Source organism: Photorhabdus heterorhabditis, from assembly GCF_001280945.1.
Classification (GTDB): domain Bacteria; phylum Pseudomonadota; class Gammaproteobacteria; order Enterobacterales; family Enterobacteriaceae; genus Photorhabdus; species Photorhabdus heterorhabditis.
This window is the reverse complement of the sequence record NZ_LJCS01000001.1, coordinates 141,380-156,749: the sequence shown is the minus strand read 5'-3', so window position 1 is coordinate 156,749 and position 15,370 is coordinate 141,380. Positions and strand designations below refer to the sequence as shown.

The 15,370-nt window shown below is 41.1% G+C and carries 17 protein-coding genes and 1 tRNA gene; 14 read left to right on the top strand and 4 right to left on the bottom strand.

The window, feature by feature from the left end; translation table 11 throughout:
• Positions 1 to 648: a LysE family translocator gene (locus tag AM629_RS00680; RefSeq protein WP_054475201.1), complete on the top strand. Its 648-nt coding sequence runs from the start codon at positions 1 to 3 to the stop codon at positions 646 to 648.
• Positions 649 to 712: 64 nt separating this feature from the next.
• On the opposite strand, the gene AM629_RS00675 is transcribed toward AM629_RS00680, so the two are convergent.
• Both AM629_RS00675 and ygfZ read right to left on the bottom strand, forming a co-directional pair.
• Positions 713 to 1,318, bottom strand: a complete 606-nt coding sequence (locus tag AM629_RS00675; protein ID WP_054475200.1) for an HD domain-containing protein — start codon at positions 1,316 to 1,318, stop codon at positions 713 to 715.
• Positions 1,319 to 1,332: 14 nt separating this feature from the next.
• Positions 1,333 to 2,322: a tRNA-modifying protein YgfZ gene (ygfZ, locus tag AM629_RS00670; protein WP_054475198.1), complete on the bottom strand. Its 990-nt coding sequence runs from the start codon at positions 2,320 to 2,322 to the stop codon at positions 1,333 to 1,335.
• Between the two features lie 177 nt (positions 2,323 to 2,499).
• Here ygfZ and sdhE point away from each other — a divergent pair, with 177 nt between their 5' ends.
• Positions 2,500 to 2,766 (top strand): FAD assembly factor SdhE, encoded by a 267-nt coding sequence (sdhE, locus tag AM629_RS00665; RefSeq protein WP_054475288.1) that lies wholly within the window; start codon positions 2,500 to 2,502, stop codon positions 2,764 to 2,766.
• Complete coding sequence (locus AM629_RS00660) at positions 2,747 to 3,163, top strand: protein YgfX (protein WP_054475196.1); 417 nt, start codon at positions 2,747 to 2,749, stop codon at positions 3,161 to 3,163. The genes sdhE and AM629_RS00660 overlap by 20 nt, the downstream gene beginning before the upstream one ends.
• Positions 3,164 to 3,184: 21 nt before the next feature.
• Here AM629_RS00660 and fldB read toward each other — a convergent pair whose 3' ends face one another.
• Positions 3,185 to 3,703, bottom strand: coding sequence for a flavodoxin FldB (fldB, locus tag AM629_RS00655; protein ID WP_054475194.1), 519 nt, complete (start codon positions 3,701 to 3,703; stop codon positions 3,185 to 3,187).
• A 107-nt stretch (positions 3,704 to 3,810) separates the two neighbouring features.
• On the opposite strand from fldB, the gene xerD reads away from it, so the two are divergent.
• The 11 genes from xerD to AM629_RS23830 all read left to right on the top strand — a co-directional run bounded on the left by xerD (position 3,811) and on the right by AM629_RS23830 (position 13,992).
• Positions 3,811 to 4,722: a site-specific tyrosine recombinase XerD gene (xerD, locus tag AM629_RS00650; RefSeq protein WP_054475192.1), complete on the top strand. Its 912-nt coding sequence runs from the start codon at positions 3,811 to 3,813 to the stop codon at positions 4,720 to 4,722.
• Positions 4,723 to 4,745: 23 nt separating this feature from the next.
• A complete protein-coding gene (gene dsbC, locus AM629_RS00645; RefSeq protein ID WP_054475287.1) occupies positions 4,746 to 5,447 on the top strand; it encodes a bifunctional protein-disulfide isomerase/oxidoreductase DsbC in 702 nt (233 codons plus the stop codon).
• A 5-nt stretch (positions 5,448 to 5,452) separates the two neighbouring features.
• A complete protein-coding gene (gene recJ / locus AM629_RS00640) occupies positions 5,453 to 7,186 on the top strand; it encodes a single-stranded-DNA-specific exonuclease RecJ (RefSeq protein ID WP_054475190.1) in 1,734 nt (577 codons plus the stop codon).
• A 287-nt stretch (positions 7,187 to 7,473) separates the two neighbouring features.
• Positions 7,474 to 7,614 (top strand): hypothetical protein, encoded by a 141-nt coding sequence (locus AM629_RS23835; RefSeq protein WP_161804196.1) that lies wholly within the window; start codon positions 7,474 to 7,476, stop codon positions 7,612 to 7,614.
• Between the two features lie 88 nt (positions 7,615 to 7,702).
• On the top strand, positions 7,703 to 7,873 hold the full coding sequence (locus AM629_RS24935) for a DUF6392 family protein (RefSeq protein ID WP_268794953.1): 171 nt from the start codon (positions 7,703 to 7,705) through the stop codon (positions 7,871 to 7,873).
• Positions 7,874 to 8,830: 957 nt separating this feature from the next.
• Positions 8,831 to 9,929, top strand: a protein-coding gene (gene prfB, locus AM629_RS00635; protein WP_110882716.1) for a peptide chain release factor 2 whose coding sequence is annotated in 2 segments (ribosomal slippage) — positions 8,831 to 8,905 and positions 8,907 to 9,929 — 1,098 coding nt in all. Because the reading frame shifts where the segments join, the coding sequence is not laid out codon by codon here.
• A 9-nt stretch (positions 9,930 to 9,938) separates the two neighbouring features.
• Positions 9,939 to 11,453 carry a lysine--tRNA ligase gene (gene lysS / locus AM629_RS00630; protein WP_054475188.1) on the top strand — a complete coding sequence of 505 codons (1,515 nt, stop codon included), beginning with the start codon at positions 9,939 to 9,941 and terminating at the stop codon, positions 11,451 to 11,453.
• 151 nt (positions 11,454 to 11,604) lie between these two features.
• Positions 11,605 to 11,678: transfer RNA gene (locus AM629_RS00625), tRNA-Gly, on the top strand.
• 215 nt (positions 11,679 to 11,893) lie between these two features.
• A complete protein-coding gene (locus AM629_RS00620; protein WP_054475187.1) occupies positions 11,894 to 12,526 on the top strand; it encodes a CatB-related O-acetyltransferase in 633 nt (210 codons plus the stop codon).
• Positions 12,527 to 12,782: 256 nt separating this feature from the next.
• Positions 12,783 to 13,712: an Rpn family recombination-promoting nuclease/putative transposase gene (locus AM629_RS00615; RefSeq protein WP_054475185.1), complete on the top strand. Its 930-nt coding sequence runs from the start codon at positions 12,783 to 12,785 to the stop codon at positions 13,710 to 13,712.
• A gap of 106 nt (positions 13,713 to 13,818) precedes the next feature.
• The gene (locus AM629_RS23830) at positions 13,819 to 13,992 is read left to right on the top strand and encodes a hypothetical protein (RefSeq protein WP_161804195.1); all 174 of its coding nucleotides are present in this window, start codon (positions 13,819 to 13,821) and stop codon (positions 13,990 to 13,992) included.
• A 525-nt stretch (positions 13,993 to 14,517) separates the two neighbouring features.
• On the opposite strand, the gene AM629_RS00610 is transcribed toward AM629_RS23830, so the two are convergent.
• Positions 14,518 to 15,366, bottom strand: coding sequence for a DJ-1/PfpI family protein (locus tag AM629_RS00610; RefSeq protein WP_054475183.1), 849 nt, complete (start codon positions 15,364 to 15,366; stop codon positions 14,518 to 14,520).
• Between the last annotated feature and the right edge of the window lie 4 nt (positions 15,367 to 15,370).

Below are 15,370 nucleotides of genomic sequence, written 5' to 3'. Positions count from 1 at the left end.
GTGTCCATTTTTCTACATGAGTTTTTAGAGCTAGCTTTAATCCACTTTTTAGCTGTTGTTGTTCCGGGGCCTGATTTTGCGGTCACGGTGAGACAAAGTACGAGTTTTGGTCGAAAGGCGGGGATCTATACAGCGATTGGTATTGGTGCCGGGATTTCTGTACATGTTATTTATACATTGATTGGTATTGGTACAATAATGCACGCTTTGCCTTGGTTATTGAATACCGTCAGATTGATTGGTGGTGTTTACCTGTTTTATCTGGGTGTCTGTTTTATGAGAAAAAAGGCCGACACCAGTGTGATTGCGGAAAATCAAGGTGATAATTCAGGCGTCCTGATTAATAAAAGTTTATCTCGTTCATTAATAACGGGTTTTGTTACTAATGCAACAAACCCAAAGGCGACATTATTTTTTCTAGCCATATTTACTACCGTGGTCAGCTCAAAAACACCTATGAGCATACAGATTTTTTATGGCTTCTGGATGTGTGCTGTCAATGCACTATGGTTTGTGTTTGTAAGCCTGATATTTTCAAGCATGGCAGTAAGAAATAGATTTGTCAGTTATGGACACTGGATTGAAAGGATAATGGGACTACTCCTGATTTTCTTTTCTGTAAGATTATTATTTTGGTGGGATAATTAACTCTATAAAGTATTTCTCCCCGGTTACAGAGTTATCTATGCTCCCGGGGATTCGCTCCCTTAAGTTATTTTAACCAGCCTTTAGCTTGAGCTGCTTCCAGTTGGGGTAACAAGTATTGCCAGAATTCAGGATAAACATCGGCAATAAATTTATTGCGGTTAATCACCTGTTCCAGGCGAATATCATTTTCTACCCAGCTCTGGCCTTTATTATGCAAATTCATCAGAACGGGCATCAGTCTGTCCAGCATTTTAGCAAAACGGGCATCCTGACTTTCTCCTGTTTCATACTCCTGCCACAGCGACATAAAGTGATTTTTCTGAGGTTCGGGTAATAAACCAAAAAGACGGTTGGCGGCTTTAACTTCTTGCTCATGAATGGCTTCACGGGCAGCTAAATCGTAAACCATCACATCACCAGCATCAATTTCTACAATATCGTGAATTAATGCCATCTGGATAACTCGCTGAGTATTTACCCCTTTCATATAAGGCGCAAAACTCATTACAGCAATAGCGAAATGCCAGCTATGTTCTGCGGAATTTTCCTGACGCTGGTTATCCAATAACTTAGTCCGCCGTTGAACGTTCTTCAGCTTATCCAATTCCATCAAAAAACCAATTACATCAGTAAAAGGGCCAAAATCAACGGCAGGTACTGCTAATGACATATAAACCTCATTAATTATTTTTCTTCATCGAGAGAATAAGGCAGAGACTGAATAGTGAGTGAATGTCCTTCATCGTCACGGATACGGAATACACTATTGCTTTCCATATCATTATTCATGATGACTTGTACCCAGACACTATTATCATTCAGCTTCACGGCAGCTAAAACGGTACCCGTTCTCCGCCACTTATCTCCCAGTTGCCATTCCAGATCATCTCCAGCGACAGGAATTTTGGCCGCACTGCCAGCCAACCAATACATTGCCCGTTTATTTGCTCCACGGTATTTAGCACGGGCCACCATTTCTTGACCGGTATAACACCCTTTTTTAAAACATATTCCGCCTTCCAGTGCCTGAAGGTTAGTTGCTTGTGGAATAAACTGTGCACTGTTTACAGCGTCAATAACCGGGAAGCCGGCTGCAATATCCAACGCCAGCCACTGTTCGCTATTATTAAACTGAGCCTGGAGTTTTTCTGTTAACTGCTCAGCAGTTGCTGGGTCGGTAATCAACATGAAACGCTCAGATGGCAGGGCAAAATGGAGCAAAGTTGTCGTTTCATGTTCAACAACAGCATTATCAGCATCGGGTAGTGTTGGGAAAATATTATTCAGTGCCTCACGGCAGCCTTTACCTGCAACACCTAGCAACGCTACATTTTCATCCTGAACTAGCGTAGTTTTAGAGAATACCGCATATTTTTTCAGCTCTGTAAGCTGGTTTTCCAGCACGCTGCGACGCTCAATATAAGCAAGACTTTCACCACGATGAAAGAGGCGTAGATTACTCCACATTTTACCTTTTGCATCACAATGTGCACTAAGCACGTGTTGATTCGCTGCCAGTGCGAAAATATCTGCTGTAACCTGACTTTGCAGATATTTTTCTGTATCCGGCCCGGTTGCTGTTACCAGGCCCCAGTCATCCAGAGAGATTAAAGTCAGGGGAAGGGTTGATGAAGACAATGGAGATTGTGAAGAAAATGGAGTTTTATAAGCCATGATACATCCTGCCAATCAGATATTTGAGCCAATGATGTATCAATGGTAAAAGAGCTGAAGCACAATGCAAGTAGTTATTATTGCTATTAGCTGGCATGATGCATGAGTTTGCTGGGCGACTTACTGGCTAATGGATTTAACACAGATAATGAGAATAAAAAAGGGGATTGTTTGAACATGGATATTGATAATAAAGCACGTATACATTGGGCATGTCGGCGTGGAATGCGTGAGCTTGATATTTCAATCATGCCGTTTTTTAGGTATGAATATGACTCACTTAGTGATGATGATAAACGGCTTTTTATTCGTTTACTCGAATGCGCTGATCCTGACCTGTTTAACTGGCTAATGAATCATGGGCGTCCGGAAGATGAAGAGTTATTCCGTATGATTAAACTTATTCAGAATAGAAATAAAGATCGTGGTCCTGTGGAAATGTAATCTCAGGGTATCTTGGAATACCCAGCTGATTTCTACCTGTATCCATGGTGCGATAGCATTTATCATATTGCTTGCTCCGTGGCCTACGGATGACGCTATTTTCTGGATTTTCTGGCTTCCTTTGGTATTGTTGATTATTGCCAGTTGGGGGCGTAGCCAGAAAAATATCCGAAAATCACAGGGGCTTTTAGTTCTGCTCAATGATAATAGGCTGCAATGGAAGAAACATGAGTGGCAAATTATCCGGCAGCCGTGGCTATGTCGCTATGGAATATTGATCACAGCTCAATCTTTGTATAATCAGAAAAAAATCCGTTTATGGATAGCATCCGACAGCATGCCACAAGATGAATGGCGTAATATCAATCAATTGTTGTTGCAATATCCTGATATTTGATTGAGCTGAAATTTTCCTGATTTAAAGTAGGGACTCCAATTCTTGCAGGATTTGCATACACCATTGTGATAAACGCTCATCGGTTTGCTCATACTGGTTGACATCATCCAAAGCCAGCCCGACAAATTGTGAACCATTATCCGTTAATGGTTTCGGGCTGGTAAACTCATAACCTTCTGTCGGCCAGAAGCCAATAAAGTGCACACCTGAAGGGAGTAGATGGTGATATAGCATCCCGAGAGCATCAAGGAACCATTCGCCATAATCAATCTGATCACCCATACCATACATGGCAATGATTTTTCCCTGTAAATTGAGGGAAGGAATGTGATCCCAAATAGCCAGCCAGTCTTCCTGTAATTCACCAAAATCCCATGTTGGGATGCCGAGGATCAGTACCGAATATTCTTCCATTAATTCAGGTACTGTTTCTTTGATATTGTGGAGATCAATTAAATCTTCACCGAGTATATCGCGGATTTTCTCTGCTACCATTTCGGTGTAACAGGTGCTGGAACCGTAAAAAAGACCAATTTTCATCGTTAATTATTATGGTTTTTGAACATTAGGGCGGGCATTGTAACAGAATAATTGCTTTTTCAGGCATAATAGCCAACATAGATTTGCAAATTTAAGGAAAGAGTTTCGTGTCAGAAAAGCAGACTCAGTTGATAAATCCATTGATAGAACAATTTCTTGATGCTATCTGGTTGGAACATGATCTTGCGGAAAATACACTTGTTTCTTACCGGTTGGATTTACAAGCATTGGATAACTGGCTGGTTCATTACGGCCATGATTTATTATCTGTCCAATCGATTGATTTGCAATCTTTTCTGGCAGAACGCGTAGATGGAGGATATAAAGCCAGTAGCTCAGCGCGTTTACTCAGTGCTATGCGTCAATTGTTCCAGTATTTTTACCGGGAAAAAATGCGGACCGATGATCCAACTGCGCTTTTATCTGCACCGAAATTACCTAAGCGATTACCTAAAGATTTAAGTGAAAAGCAGGTAGAAGCTTTGCTTAATGCGCCTCGGACAGATCAGCCCTTAGAACTGAGAGATAAAGCGATGCTTGAGGTGCTTTATGCTTGTGGTTTACGGGTATCTGAATTAGTGGGATTGACACTGTCCGATGTCAGTCTACGTCAGGGGGTGGTGAGAGTCATTGGTAAAGGAAATAAAGAACGGCTGGTGCCTTTAGGAGAAGAGGCAATTTACTGGCTGGAGAATTACATGGAATACGGGAGAAACGAGTTGCTGAATGGTGCAACGTTGGATGTAATTTTTCCCAGCAACCGGGGGCAACAAATGACCCGACAGACTTTCTGGCACCGGATTAAACATTATGCCGTACTGGCCGGAATTGATACTGAACGGTTATCTCCCCATGTTTTGCGGCATGCATTTGCAACGCATTTGCTTAATCATGGTGCTGACTTACGAGTTGTGCAGATGTTACTGGGGCATAGCGATCTATCCACAACACAAATATATACTCATGTAGCAACAGAACGACTCAGATTGCTACATCAACAACATCATCCGCGTGGGTGAGCATGGATTTAAAGGAACTGAAAATGAAAAAAAGCGTCTTATATTTTTCTCTTTTGCTGGCCTTGTTTAGCAGAAATGTACTTGCTGATGATGGCGCTGTTCATGGAACGATGCAAAAATTGGGGATTAAGGTAGAAAGTATCAAACCATCACCTATTGTTGGTTTAAATACGATAGTGACCGAGCAAGGTATCATTTATCTATCTGATGACGGTAAATATTTATTGCAAGGGCCAATTTACGACGTCAGTGGTAGTTCTCCTGTGAATGTCAGTAATCAATTGTTGATGAAAAAGCTGGAAGCAATGAAAGACCAGATGATTATCTACAAAGCGCCAGAAGAGAAACATGTTGTGACTGTTTTCACGGATATTACATGTGGTTACTGCCATAAGCTGCATGAAAATATGCAGGAATACAATAAACTCGGGATTACTGTTCGCTATTTGGCATTCCCTCGTCAGGGCATGCAGAATAAGTTTGCTGAAGAGATGCAATCTATCTGGTGTAGTGCAACGCCACAGAAATCGCTGGATGCGGCGTTTAAAGGTAATGATATTTCGCCAATCAAGGGCTGTAAGGTGGATATCGCTAACCATTATAAACTGGGTCTCCAGTTTGGCGTGCAGGGAACGCCTGCGATTATCCTTAAAGATGGCAATTTGTTAGGTGGATACATGCCACCAGAAGCTTTGGCAAAGGCATTAGATCAGCGTGGTAAATAAGTTTAGTGAATATTGAAACACAACTCCGCCGCCGCCCGGCGGTGGATGACAGTTACCTTCCACCACAGATTCATCCGTTACTGCGTCGTTTATATGCCATTCGGGGTATCCAGCAAGCTAATGAATTGGATCGCAGTGTTCAGGGATTGCTCAATTATCAGCATCTGAGTGGTGTGGAACAGGCGGTATCGCTATTACTGGCAGCGTTGCATGAACATTGGCGTATCGTTATTGTTGGCGATTTCGATGCTGACGGTGCAACCAGTACGGCGCTGGCGCTCCGAGCATTACGGGCAATGGGATATCGTAATCTGGATTATCTGGTGCCAAATCGTTTTGAAGATGGTTATGGCTTAAGTCCACAGGTGGTAGAGGAAGTCGTCAAAAAAGGCGCAGATCTTATTATTACCGTGGATAATGGCATCTCTTCTCATGATGGAGTCATGGCTGCTCATCAGCACCAGATGAAAGTCATTGTGACAGACCATCACTTACCGGGTGAGATTCTGCCAGCCGCTGATGCCATTATTAACCCCAACCTGTCTGATTGTTCGTTTCCGTCTAAATCATTAGCGGGAGTGGGTGTCACATTTTATTTGATGTCTGCTTTGAGAGCGGCGCTGAGAAAAGAGCAATGGTTTGAAAAACAGGGCGTTGCTCTGCCGAATTTGGCTGAAATGCTGGATTTAGTTGCGTTGGGAACCGTTGCTGATGTTGTGCCTTTGGATACCAACAACCGGATTCTGGTTTATCAGGGGTTGAATCGCATTCGTGCCGGGCGTTGCTGCGCGGGGATTCGTGCATTACTGGAAGTTTCCAAACGTGAAGCTCATAAACTGACCGCTAGCGATTTGGGCTTTTTTCTGGGGCCAAGATTGAATGCGGCGGGGCGTCTGGATGATATGTCTATTGGCGTCGCTTTATTGCTAACTGATGATATGGCAAAAGCGCGTCAGATAGCTTGCGAATTGGATGGACTTAATCATACCCGTCGTGAAATAGAACAGGGAATGCAGCAAGAAGCACTGCAAATTTGTGACAAACTTGAACGTACCAGTACGGAACTACCCTATGGACTGGCGCTCTATCATCCAGAATGGCATCAGGGAGTGGTGGGAATTCTGGCCTCCCGAATTAAAGAACGTTTTCACCGGCCTGTTATCGCTTTTGCACCGGCGGGTGACGGTATTTTAAAAGGTTCTGGCCGTTCAGTTCTGGGGCTGCATATGCGTGATGCCCTTGAGCGGCTTGATACTTTAAATCCAGGACTCATACTTAAATTTGGTGGTCATGCAATGGCTGCTGGTCTGTCACTTGAACAGGATAAATTTGAACAATTCCAGCATCACTTTTCTGCTCTGATGGCAGATTGGTTGGATATTTCGCAACTTGAAGGTGTTATCTGGAGTGATGGTGAGTTGGCGATTGGTGAACTGACCCTGGAGATTGCTGAAATGTTGCGTGATGGTGGTCCTTGGGGGCAAGCCTTCCCGGAACCTGTTTTTGACGGTAAATTCAAGCTACATCAACAGCGCATTGTCGGAGAACGCCATTTAAAAGTGATCGTAGAACCATTAAATGGTGGACCGATGTTGGATGGTATCGCATTCAATATCGATCCAACTTGCTGGCCGGATAACAGTGTCCGTGAAGTGGAACTTGCTTATAAACTGGATGTTAATGAGTTTAGAGGCAATCGTGATGTACAACTTTTGATCCAGCATCTTTGGCCTTATTAACGTAAATGATGAAAAGGGTTTTTCCAATCCTTTTCATCACAACCAAGTATTGAACAAGGCACGTGAAGAACTACATCGCCTTAATAAAGATCAAGGGTGGTATAAATAATGATATATGCTGTAGAAGTAGTTAAAAATTTGGGACAAACAGCAGAGCAACTAATTGAAAAACAGATTATTCCAGCTAATAAGTTTGAATATTTTTTGAAGGAGATGATGAGTTTTTTTGTAAACCAGAGTCCGGTCTGAGGTTAACTTTTCACAATGTTTCAAGGAGACTGCGTTCAGTGGAATTTGTATTAATCAATGTTTATGATAACAATAATTCATATAACGGCGATATGCCTCCTCCATTTTTAAACTCAATGGATAAAACAACCGTTAGAACACTCATGGGGGAACCTGATTTAGAGGTTAGATATGAATAAACAGGTTAGATAAATAATGGCGATCAATATTGAAGATTTAATTAATAGCTTAGGAAGAGATTATAAAGATATTTTTAATTAAAGACTAATTCCTTATAAAACAAAGCCCCACCGGTTTCCTAGTGATAAGATGATATGTCTGTATATGGCAAGAGAAGGAGTTTTTTTATCTTTTGATAGAAAAATTGCATTTTTATCTCGGAGTAATTGGAAGAGAAGGATTTTCGTGATTATATTCTGGTACTTCTTATTCCTGTAACGATTATTTAACTGATTTAAGACAAAGTTTACTTAAAATTGAAAACATTAATAAAATCATTTCATTTTTGAAAATACATTTTTGATTAAATAATTGATATTCTTATTTGTTATTTTCCACAAAAAGGGATATAAACATTAATAGAGTTGATTTTTTCTGATAATTATATAATAGGACAGTTTTAAAATCCATGGTATTAATCCCCGATTTTAATTGGGGTGAGATTTTAACTATTTTTAATGTCTAATTTGGGGCAGGTTTAATCATCATGGCATATCATAGCTTTACGTTTAATAAACGTTAATTATCGTCGATTTTATTTTTACTGGCGCTATTGAGACTGTAATTTTGAATTGTTTTAACAAGGCATCAATAGCGGAGAGAAAGTGTTTAAATACCAGTCCATTCGGTTTTACACTGATAACTTTTTACTTTTTACTTTTTACTTTTTACTAATGATTAATGGGCTTCGATGAAGTGTAGTTAATTATTTTCCTGAAAAACGTATTTGTTAAATTAACTTTGTCTTTTATATAAAAATTTTACTATCCCTGCATTTGTGCTTTTAAATGGTTATGGCGGATTAGGTAAATGTAAAATAAACAAAGGGATAATATCGTCGATAAATTATTAAATATGGTAGTGAATAAGACGCTTTTAGCCATGCTGTATCTATCGGGGAGCTGGGCGTAGTTGATTCTCTGCAATTATCAGAGAGTGTAGAACCTAGCCTGATGTAAAATCGCCAGCCAGACCGTTTTGTGCTGTGCAAGCTCAACGGGAAACTTACTTAATTATCGAGAATCAAGATGATGCATGAGCATTTCCATAAACTGGCAGCAATGAATACGTGACAAATCGGTTGAAATGCTATAAACCCTTTGCCAAATCCGCTACAATGCGCGGTTCGAAAAACATCCCGTTTATTTACGACTACACAACGTAAGACACTAAAATATGTTTGAAATTAATCCGGTAAAAAACCACATTCAGGACCTGTCTGAACGGACAACGGTTCTGAGGGGGTATCTTTGACTACGATGTCAAAAAAGAACGCTTAGAAGAAGTTAATGCCGAACTGGAACAACCTGATGTCTGGAATGAGCCTGAACGGGCACAGGCTTTGGGTAAAGAACGCTCCTCACTGGAAGAGATTGTTGAAACCATTGATCAGCTTGAGCAAGGTCTGGAAGATGTACAGGGTTTGTTGGAATTGGCCGTAGAAGCTGACGATGAAGAGACTTTCCATGAAGCGGTGGCAGAATTGGAGCAGCTTGAAGGCAAATTGGGTCAATTAGAATTCCGCCGTATGTTCTCTGGTGAGTATGACAGTGCTAACTGTTATCTTGATTTGCAGGCAGGTTCTGGCGGTACTGAAGCTCAGGATTGGGCAAGTATGCTGATGCGTATGTATCTGCGCTGGGCTGAATCCAAAGGTTTTAAAACAGAAATCATTGAAGAATCGGATGGTGAAGTTGCCGGGTTGAAATCAGCGACTATTAGAATCATAGGTGATTATGCTTATGGTTGGTTGCGTACTGAAACCGGTGTTCACCGTTTGGTCCGCAAGAGTCCATTTGATTCTGGTGGTCGTCGTCATACCTCATTCAGCTCTGCGTTCATCTATCCTGAAGTTGATGATGATATTGATATTGAAATTAACCCGGCAGACTTACGTATTGACGTTTATCGCGCATCAGGTGCAGGTGGACAGCACGTTAACAAAACAGAATCTGCGGTGCGTATTACCCATATTCCAACTAACATTGTGACTCAGTGTCAGAATGACCGTTCCCAGCATAAAAACAAAGACCAGGCAATGAAACAGCTGAAAGCGAAGCTGTATGAACTGGAAATGCAGAAGAAGAATGCTAACAGGCAGGAAATGGAAGAGAACAAATCTGATATTGGCTGGGGCAGCCAAATCCGTTCTTATGTTCTGGATGATTCACGCATCAAAGACTTGCGCACCGGTGTTGAAACTCGCAATACTCAATCTGTGCTGGATGGCGATCTGGATAAATTCATTGAAGCAAGCCTTAAAGCTGGCTTATGAGGAACTAAAATGTCACAACAACAACAGGGTACCGAACAGGCTCCCGATTTAAATAACGAACTGAAAACCCGCCGTGAAAAACTCGCGGCTTTACGTGAAAATGGCATTGCCTTCCCAAATGATTTTCATCGTGAAAACATTTCAGAAGAGCTGCACGCGAAATATGACGACAAAACCCAAGAAGAGCTGGAAGCACTGAATATTGAAGTGACAGTTGGCGGTCGTATGATGACTCGTCGCATCATGGGTAAGGCTTCTTTTGTCACGCTACAGGATGCGAGCGGTCGTATTCAGTTATATGTTGCTCGCGATGATTTGCCGGAAGGTATTTATAACGAACAATTTAAAAAATGGGATTTGGGAGACATTCTGGGCGCCCGGGGTAAGTTGTTTAAAACCAAGACCGGTGAGCTTTCTGTTCATTGTACGGAATTGCGTTTGTTGACTAAAGCTCTGCGTCCATTGCCGGATAAATTCCACGGTTTGGCTGATCAGGAAACCCGTTACCGTCAGCGCTATCTGGATTTGATTGCTAATGAAGAATCGCGTAAGACTTTCCAGATTCGTTCTCAGGTTTTGTCGGTGATGCGTAACTTTATTATCAGTAAAGGCTTTATGGAAGTAGAAACACCGATGATGCAGGTGATTCCTGGTGGTGCGGCGGCACGTCCGTTTATTACTCACCACAATGCGTTGGACATTGATATGTATCTGCGTATTGCGCCGGAACTTTACCTGAAACGTTTGGTAGTTGGTGGTTTTGAGCGTGTGTTTGAAATTAACCGTAACTTCCGTAATGAAGGTGTATCTCCGCGCCATAACCCTGAGTTCACGATGTTAGAACTCTATATGGCTTATGCAGATTACAAAGATCTGATTGTGCTGATCGAAGAGTTATTCCGTACCCTAGCTCAGAATGTTTTGGGGGATACACTGGTTAAATATGGTGAGCAGGAATTCGATTTCGGTAAACCATTTGCTCAAATGAGCATGAAAGAAGCTATTTGCAAATATCGCCCTGAGACCAATATGGCAGATCTGGAAGATATGGATAAAGCGGTGGCTATTGCTGAATCTCTTGGTATTAAAGTTGAAAAAAACTGGGGACTCGGTCGCGTTCAGTGTGAGATTTTCGAAGAAACAGCTGAAAGCCGCTTGATTCAACCCACATTTATCACTGAATATCCGGCAGAAGTTTCTCCGTTGGCTCGCCGTAATAATGAAAATCCGTTTATCACCGACCGTTTTGAATTCTTTATTGGTGGACGTGAAATTGGGAACGGCTTCTCAGAATTGAATGATGCTGAAGATCAGGCAGAACGTTTTGCAGAACAGGTTCGTCAGAAAGATGAAGGTGATGATGAAGCGATGTTCTATGATGAAGATTATATAACGGCTTTGGAACACGGCATGCCACCGACAGCCGGTTTGGGTATTGGTATTGACCGTATGGTCATGTTGTTTACCAACAGCCATACCATCCGTGACGTTATTCTGTTCCCGGCGATGCGCCCACAGAAATAACAGGCAGAATTAAGTTTTAAATTTTAATTCCCCTGTGGCATAGCGGTCAGGGGAGTTTTTATTTTCAACTGATTGAAATATAGACAGCTTAAATAAATAATGGCTTGCTGGTGCCAATGAAATCGCTATAATAATTTATGTTATTCCCAAAGCGGGTGTAGCTCAATGGTAGAGCAGAGGCTTCCCAAGCCTACGACGAGGGTTCGATTCCCTTCACCCGCTCCAGTTTGCCTCTTCCTGAAAATACCGAGTGGTTCACATTAAAAGTGTATTTTTTTATATGATGTAGCCAGGTTAATTACTGAGATATTGTTTAAGATGAAAATAATCCCATTATTAAATCAGCCTCGAATCAGCTAGACGTGATGTATTTTGAATGCGAATACATCACCATAGAAAGCATTCTATGGTAAATAAATAATCAATAGAGACTGTTTACCATGAAAGAAAAACATTGGTCGAAAACCCAACTTTTACATGAAGTTGTAACCAATCAAAATATTATTATCAAAGGCACTCATAGCTACTACAGTGATTGTTGGAGTGGTGATTTTGAAGAATTTGTCGTGCGTTATTTATACGGTGATAAGATCAGTCTTCAATGGGAGTCTAAGTGGTCAATTGATAAATTGTATATTGGCGATTATGTTTGCATAGGTGCTGAAACCATTATTCTTATGGGTGGAAACAATACGCACAGAGCAGATTGGTTCTGTTTATATCCATTCATGGAATATATTGAAGACGCATACATAGGCAAAGGTGATACGCATATTCATGATGGCGTGTGGCTTGGTATTCGTTCAATGATTATGCCAGGTGTCACTATCGGAGAAGGTGCTATAGTTGCGGCTAATAGCGTCGTAACTAAAGATGTTGAGCCATATAGTCTTGTGGCTGGCTCGCCTGCGAAATTAGTTAAATATCGATTTGTACCGTACATCATAAATGAACTGTTAGCGTTAAAAATATATGATTGGTCAGAAGAGAAATTTAATGCATTAAAACCCTATCTCTGTTCTTCAGATATTAACGCGTTAATATCCGCTGTAAAATCATATGTAGAGGAATAGTTAATTAGACTGGATTCAATAAGTATAATTTTTCACAATATTTAATTGCTGAATTATTTAACTGAAATCTATTAATTATTAGCTTAAATACCGTTTCGGCACTCAAGTCGCAAACGGTATTTCTCCGAAATTAATCTGACTTTGACTCACTAAATAGAAAACATCGTACAATAGGGTGAAAAAAATAAGACAAGAAATTGTTATTCTTTGTTTAATATTCCTTCAATATAAAAGAAAGTATGCTACTATTTCTATTATGAAAAGAAAAAATACACCAACGCCACATGACGCTATTTTTAAAAAGTTTTTAAGTCATATTGATACCGCCAGAGATTTTCTAGAGATACACTTACCTGCCTCATTACGGACAGTTTGTGATCTTGATACACTGCGGTTGGAATCAGGATCGTTTATTGAGGACAATCTGCGGGCACATTATTCCGACATTTTGTATTCACTAAAAACTACGCAGGGAGAGAGTTATGTGTATTGCGTAATTGAACACCAGAGTTCTCCTGATAAGATGATGGCATTCCGGTTGATGCGTTATAGTATTTCAGCCATGCAATGGCATCTGGAGCAAGGACATGAAAAATTGCCGCTGGTCATTCCGATGTTGTTCTATCACGGGAAAAAGCGGCCGTATCCGTGGAGTACCAACTGGTTCGATTGCTTCGAGGCTTCGGATCTGGCGGAAGCGCTCTATTCCAGCGCGTTTCCGCTGGTAGATGTGACGGTAATCCCCGACGATGAAATCCTGACGCACAAACGGGTCGCGCTACTGGAAATAGTGCAAAAACATATCCGGCAACGTGATATGGCGGAGCTACTGCAAGAGCTGGCCATATTGTTTGCGTATGATTATTACTATACAGGTGAGCAGTTAGAAAGCATGCTAAACTACTTACTACAGGTGGGAGATACCGCCGATCCAGAAGGTTTTATCCGGCGACTGGCAGAACAGTCCCCGAAGTATGAGGAGGTACTGATGACAATAGCGCAGAAATTGGAACACAAAGCACGGCAAGAAGGATTACAGAAAGGTGAAAAAAGGGGTGAAGAAAAAGGTGAAAAAAAAGCGAGTCTGAGAATTGCCAGTGCATTAATGGACATTGGTATCGATCGTGAAACGGTAATGAAAACCACTGGATTGAGCCAGAGCGAACTTGAACAAATACGTCATTGATTCGTGCTGAGAGCTTTAATCGGTATTTAAGGGTTCGTGTTAAAGAGGGGGGCTTGTCCGGCGACTGGCAGAAGCAGAACAGTCCCCGAAGTATGAGGAGGTACTGATGACAATAGCGCAGAAACTAACGCAGAAAGCATACCAAGAAGGATTACAGATGGGTAGAAAACTGGCGGTTTTGAAAATCGTGTGTGCAATGATAAATACGGGTATCGACCGTGAAACGATAATTAAAATGATTGTGATGATCCAGAGTAAGCTTGAACAAATAGACGATTGACTTATACCGATGCCTTAATTGGTATGAAAATTCGTGTAAATAAGTGCACGAAACTTTACATGGAAGCGGTATGTTATTTGGATAAGTTTGAAATCATATTTGTTCTGTCTGGTATTGAGCTTTTTAATTGAAATAGTATTTGAATAGTTAAAAAACACTCCTCAAATAAAACATTCGAAACATCGGAATCCGATAAATTTTCTCTTGTAAGAGGCAACCAGATTGGTTGCCCTATACCTTCACCTTCCAATTTAAGAATACCAAGTTTGAATCTATACCCAAATTTGCAGTGCGGCGGCAAGAGAACGCATCCCCAAGAGCATAGATAACTATGTGACTGGAGTAAGTGAACGTAGCCAACAAAGCAGCAACTTGAAAGATGAAGAGTATATGTACCTCTGAATGAGTTGTTCTTAGAATAAAAGGTATTTCCGTTATTGGTAAATGATCAATTGCTGAAATAAATCTGCTTAAGCTGTTGGCAAGGCTGAAACAGATTAATTAAGCCATAATACGGAAATAAACTCAGTAGATATCTGATATTCTCTTGGCACTTTTAATCAATATTTCTTTATAACCAGGCGTCTGTTTTTCTACATTGGAAAATATGGCCTGACGTGTGGCATTGGTTATCTCTTTTCCTGCGAATTCTGGAGTGCCGCTATTGAACGGAGGTTTTGGGTTATATTGCAGCGCCAATTGAGCTATTTGTGCGTGTTCTTCATCTTTAATTTCCGCGAGCAATGTTAAACCAAAATCAATCCCCGCAGTAACGCCGCCCCCTGTGATCCGGTTTCTATCGATAACGACTCTTTTATTGACCGGTATTGCACCGAACTTGCTGAGATTGTCCATCATCGACCAATGAGTCGCCGCTTTATACCCTTTTAGCAAGCCAGCGGCTCCTAGCAGAATAGATCCGGTACACACGCTTGTTACCCAGGATGCTTTACTGCCCACTTTATGTATCCAATCAAGCATGTCTAATTCGTTAAGTAAAGCATAAGGATTTCCGGTGCCGGGAACACATAAGATATCCACTTTGTCTAACTGCTCAAATGTTATACTCGGTGAGAATGATATATGTTCCAGCTCAGTACGTACCGGAAGTAAATCGCGCCAAACATATTCAATATTTAACCATTCTCCTATTGTAAGAATCGTCGCGGGACCAATCATATCAAGGGGTGTAATGCCCGGAAAAATGACAAAAGCAAGGGTGGGCTTTCCTCCAGATGATGCTTTCATTGCCGAAGGTAATGCTACAGAGCGTTCTTTGGCAAAAGCATTCTGATTGGCAAAAATGCCTATTGATGAAATTGTCAGTGCAGATTTAATAATAAAGTTTCTTCTATCAATAGATATATTTTTCATGGCG

Excerpts from the sequence above, each read along its gene's own strand:
- AM629_RS00675 (WP_054475200.1), bottom strand. The coding sequence starts at position 1,318 with ATGTCATTAGCAGTACCTGCCGTTGATTTTGGCCCTTTTACTGATGTA.
- ygfZ (WP_054475198.1), bottom strand. The coding sequence starts at position 2,322 with ATGGCTTATAAAACTCCATTTTCTTCACAATCTCCATTGTCTTCATCA.
- sdhE (WP_054475288.1), top strand. The coding sequence starts at position 2,500 with ATGGATATTGATAATAAAGCACGTATACATTGGGCATGTCGGCGTGGA.
- fldB (WP_054475194.1), bottom strand. The coding sequence starts at position 3,703 with ATGAAAATTGGTCTTTTTTACGGTTCCAGCACCTGTTACACCGAAATG.
- dsbC (WP_054475287.1), top strand. The coding sequence starts at position 4,746 with ATGAAAAAAAGCGTCTTATATTTTTCTCTTTTGCTGGCCTTGTTTAGC.
- lysS (WP_054475188.1), top strand. The coding sequence starts at position 9,939 with ATGTCACAACAACAACAGGGTACCGAACAGGCTCCCGATTTAAATAAC.
- AM629_RS00620 (WP_054475187.1), top strand. The coding sequence starts at position 11,894 with ATGAAAGAAAAACATTGGTCGAAAACCCAACTTTTACATGAAGTTGTA.
- AM629_RS00615 (WP_054475185.1), top strand. The coding sequence starts at position 12,783 with ATGAAAAGAAAAAATACACCAACGCCACATGACGCTATTTTTAAAAAG.
- AM629_RS23830 (WP_161804195.1), top strand. The coding sequence starts at position 13,819 with ATGACAATAGCGCAGAAACTAACGCAGAAAGCATACCAAGAAGGATTA.
- AM629_RS00610 (WP_054475183.1), bottom strand. The coding sequence starts at position 15,366 with ATGAAAAATATATCTATTGATAGAAGAAACTTTATTATTAAATCTGCA.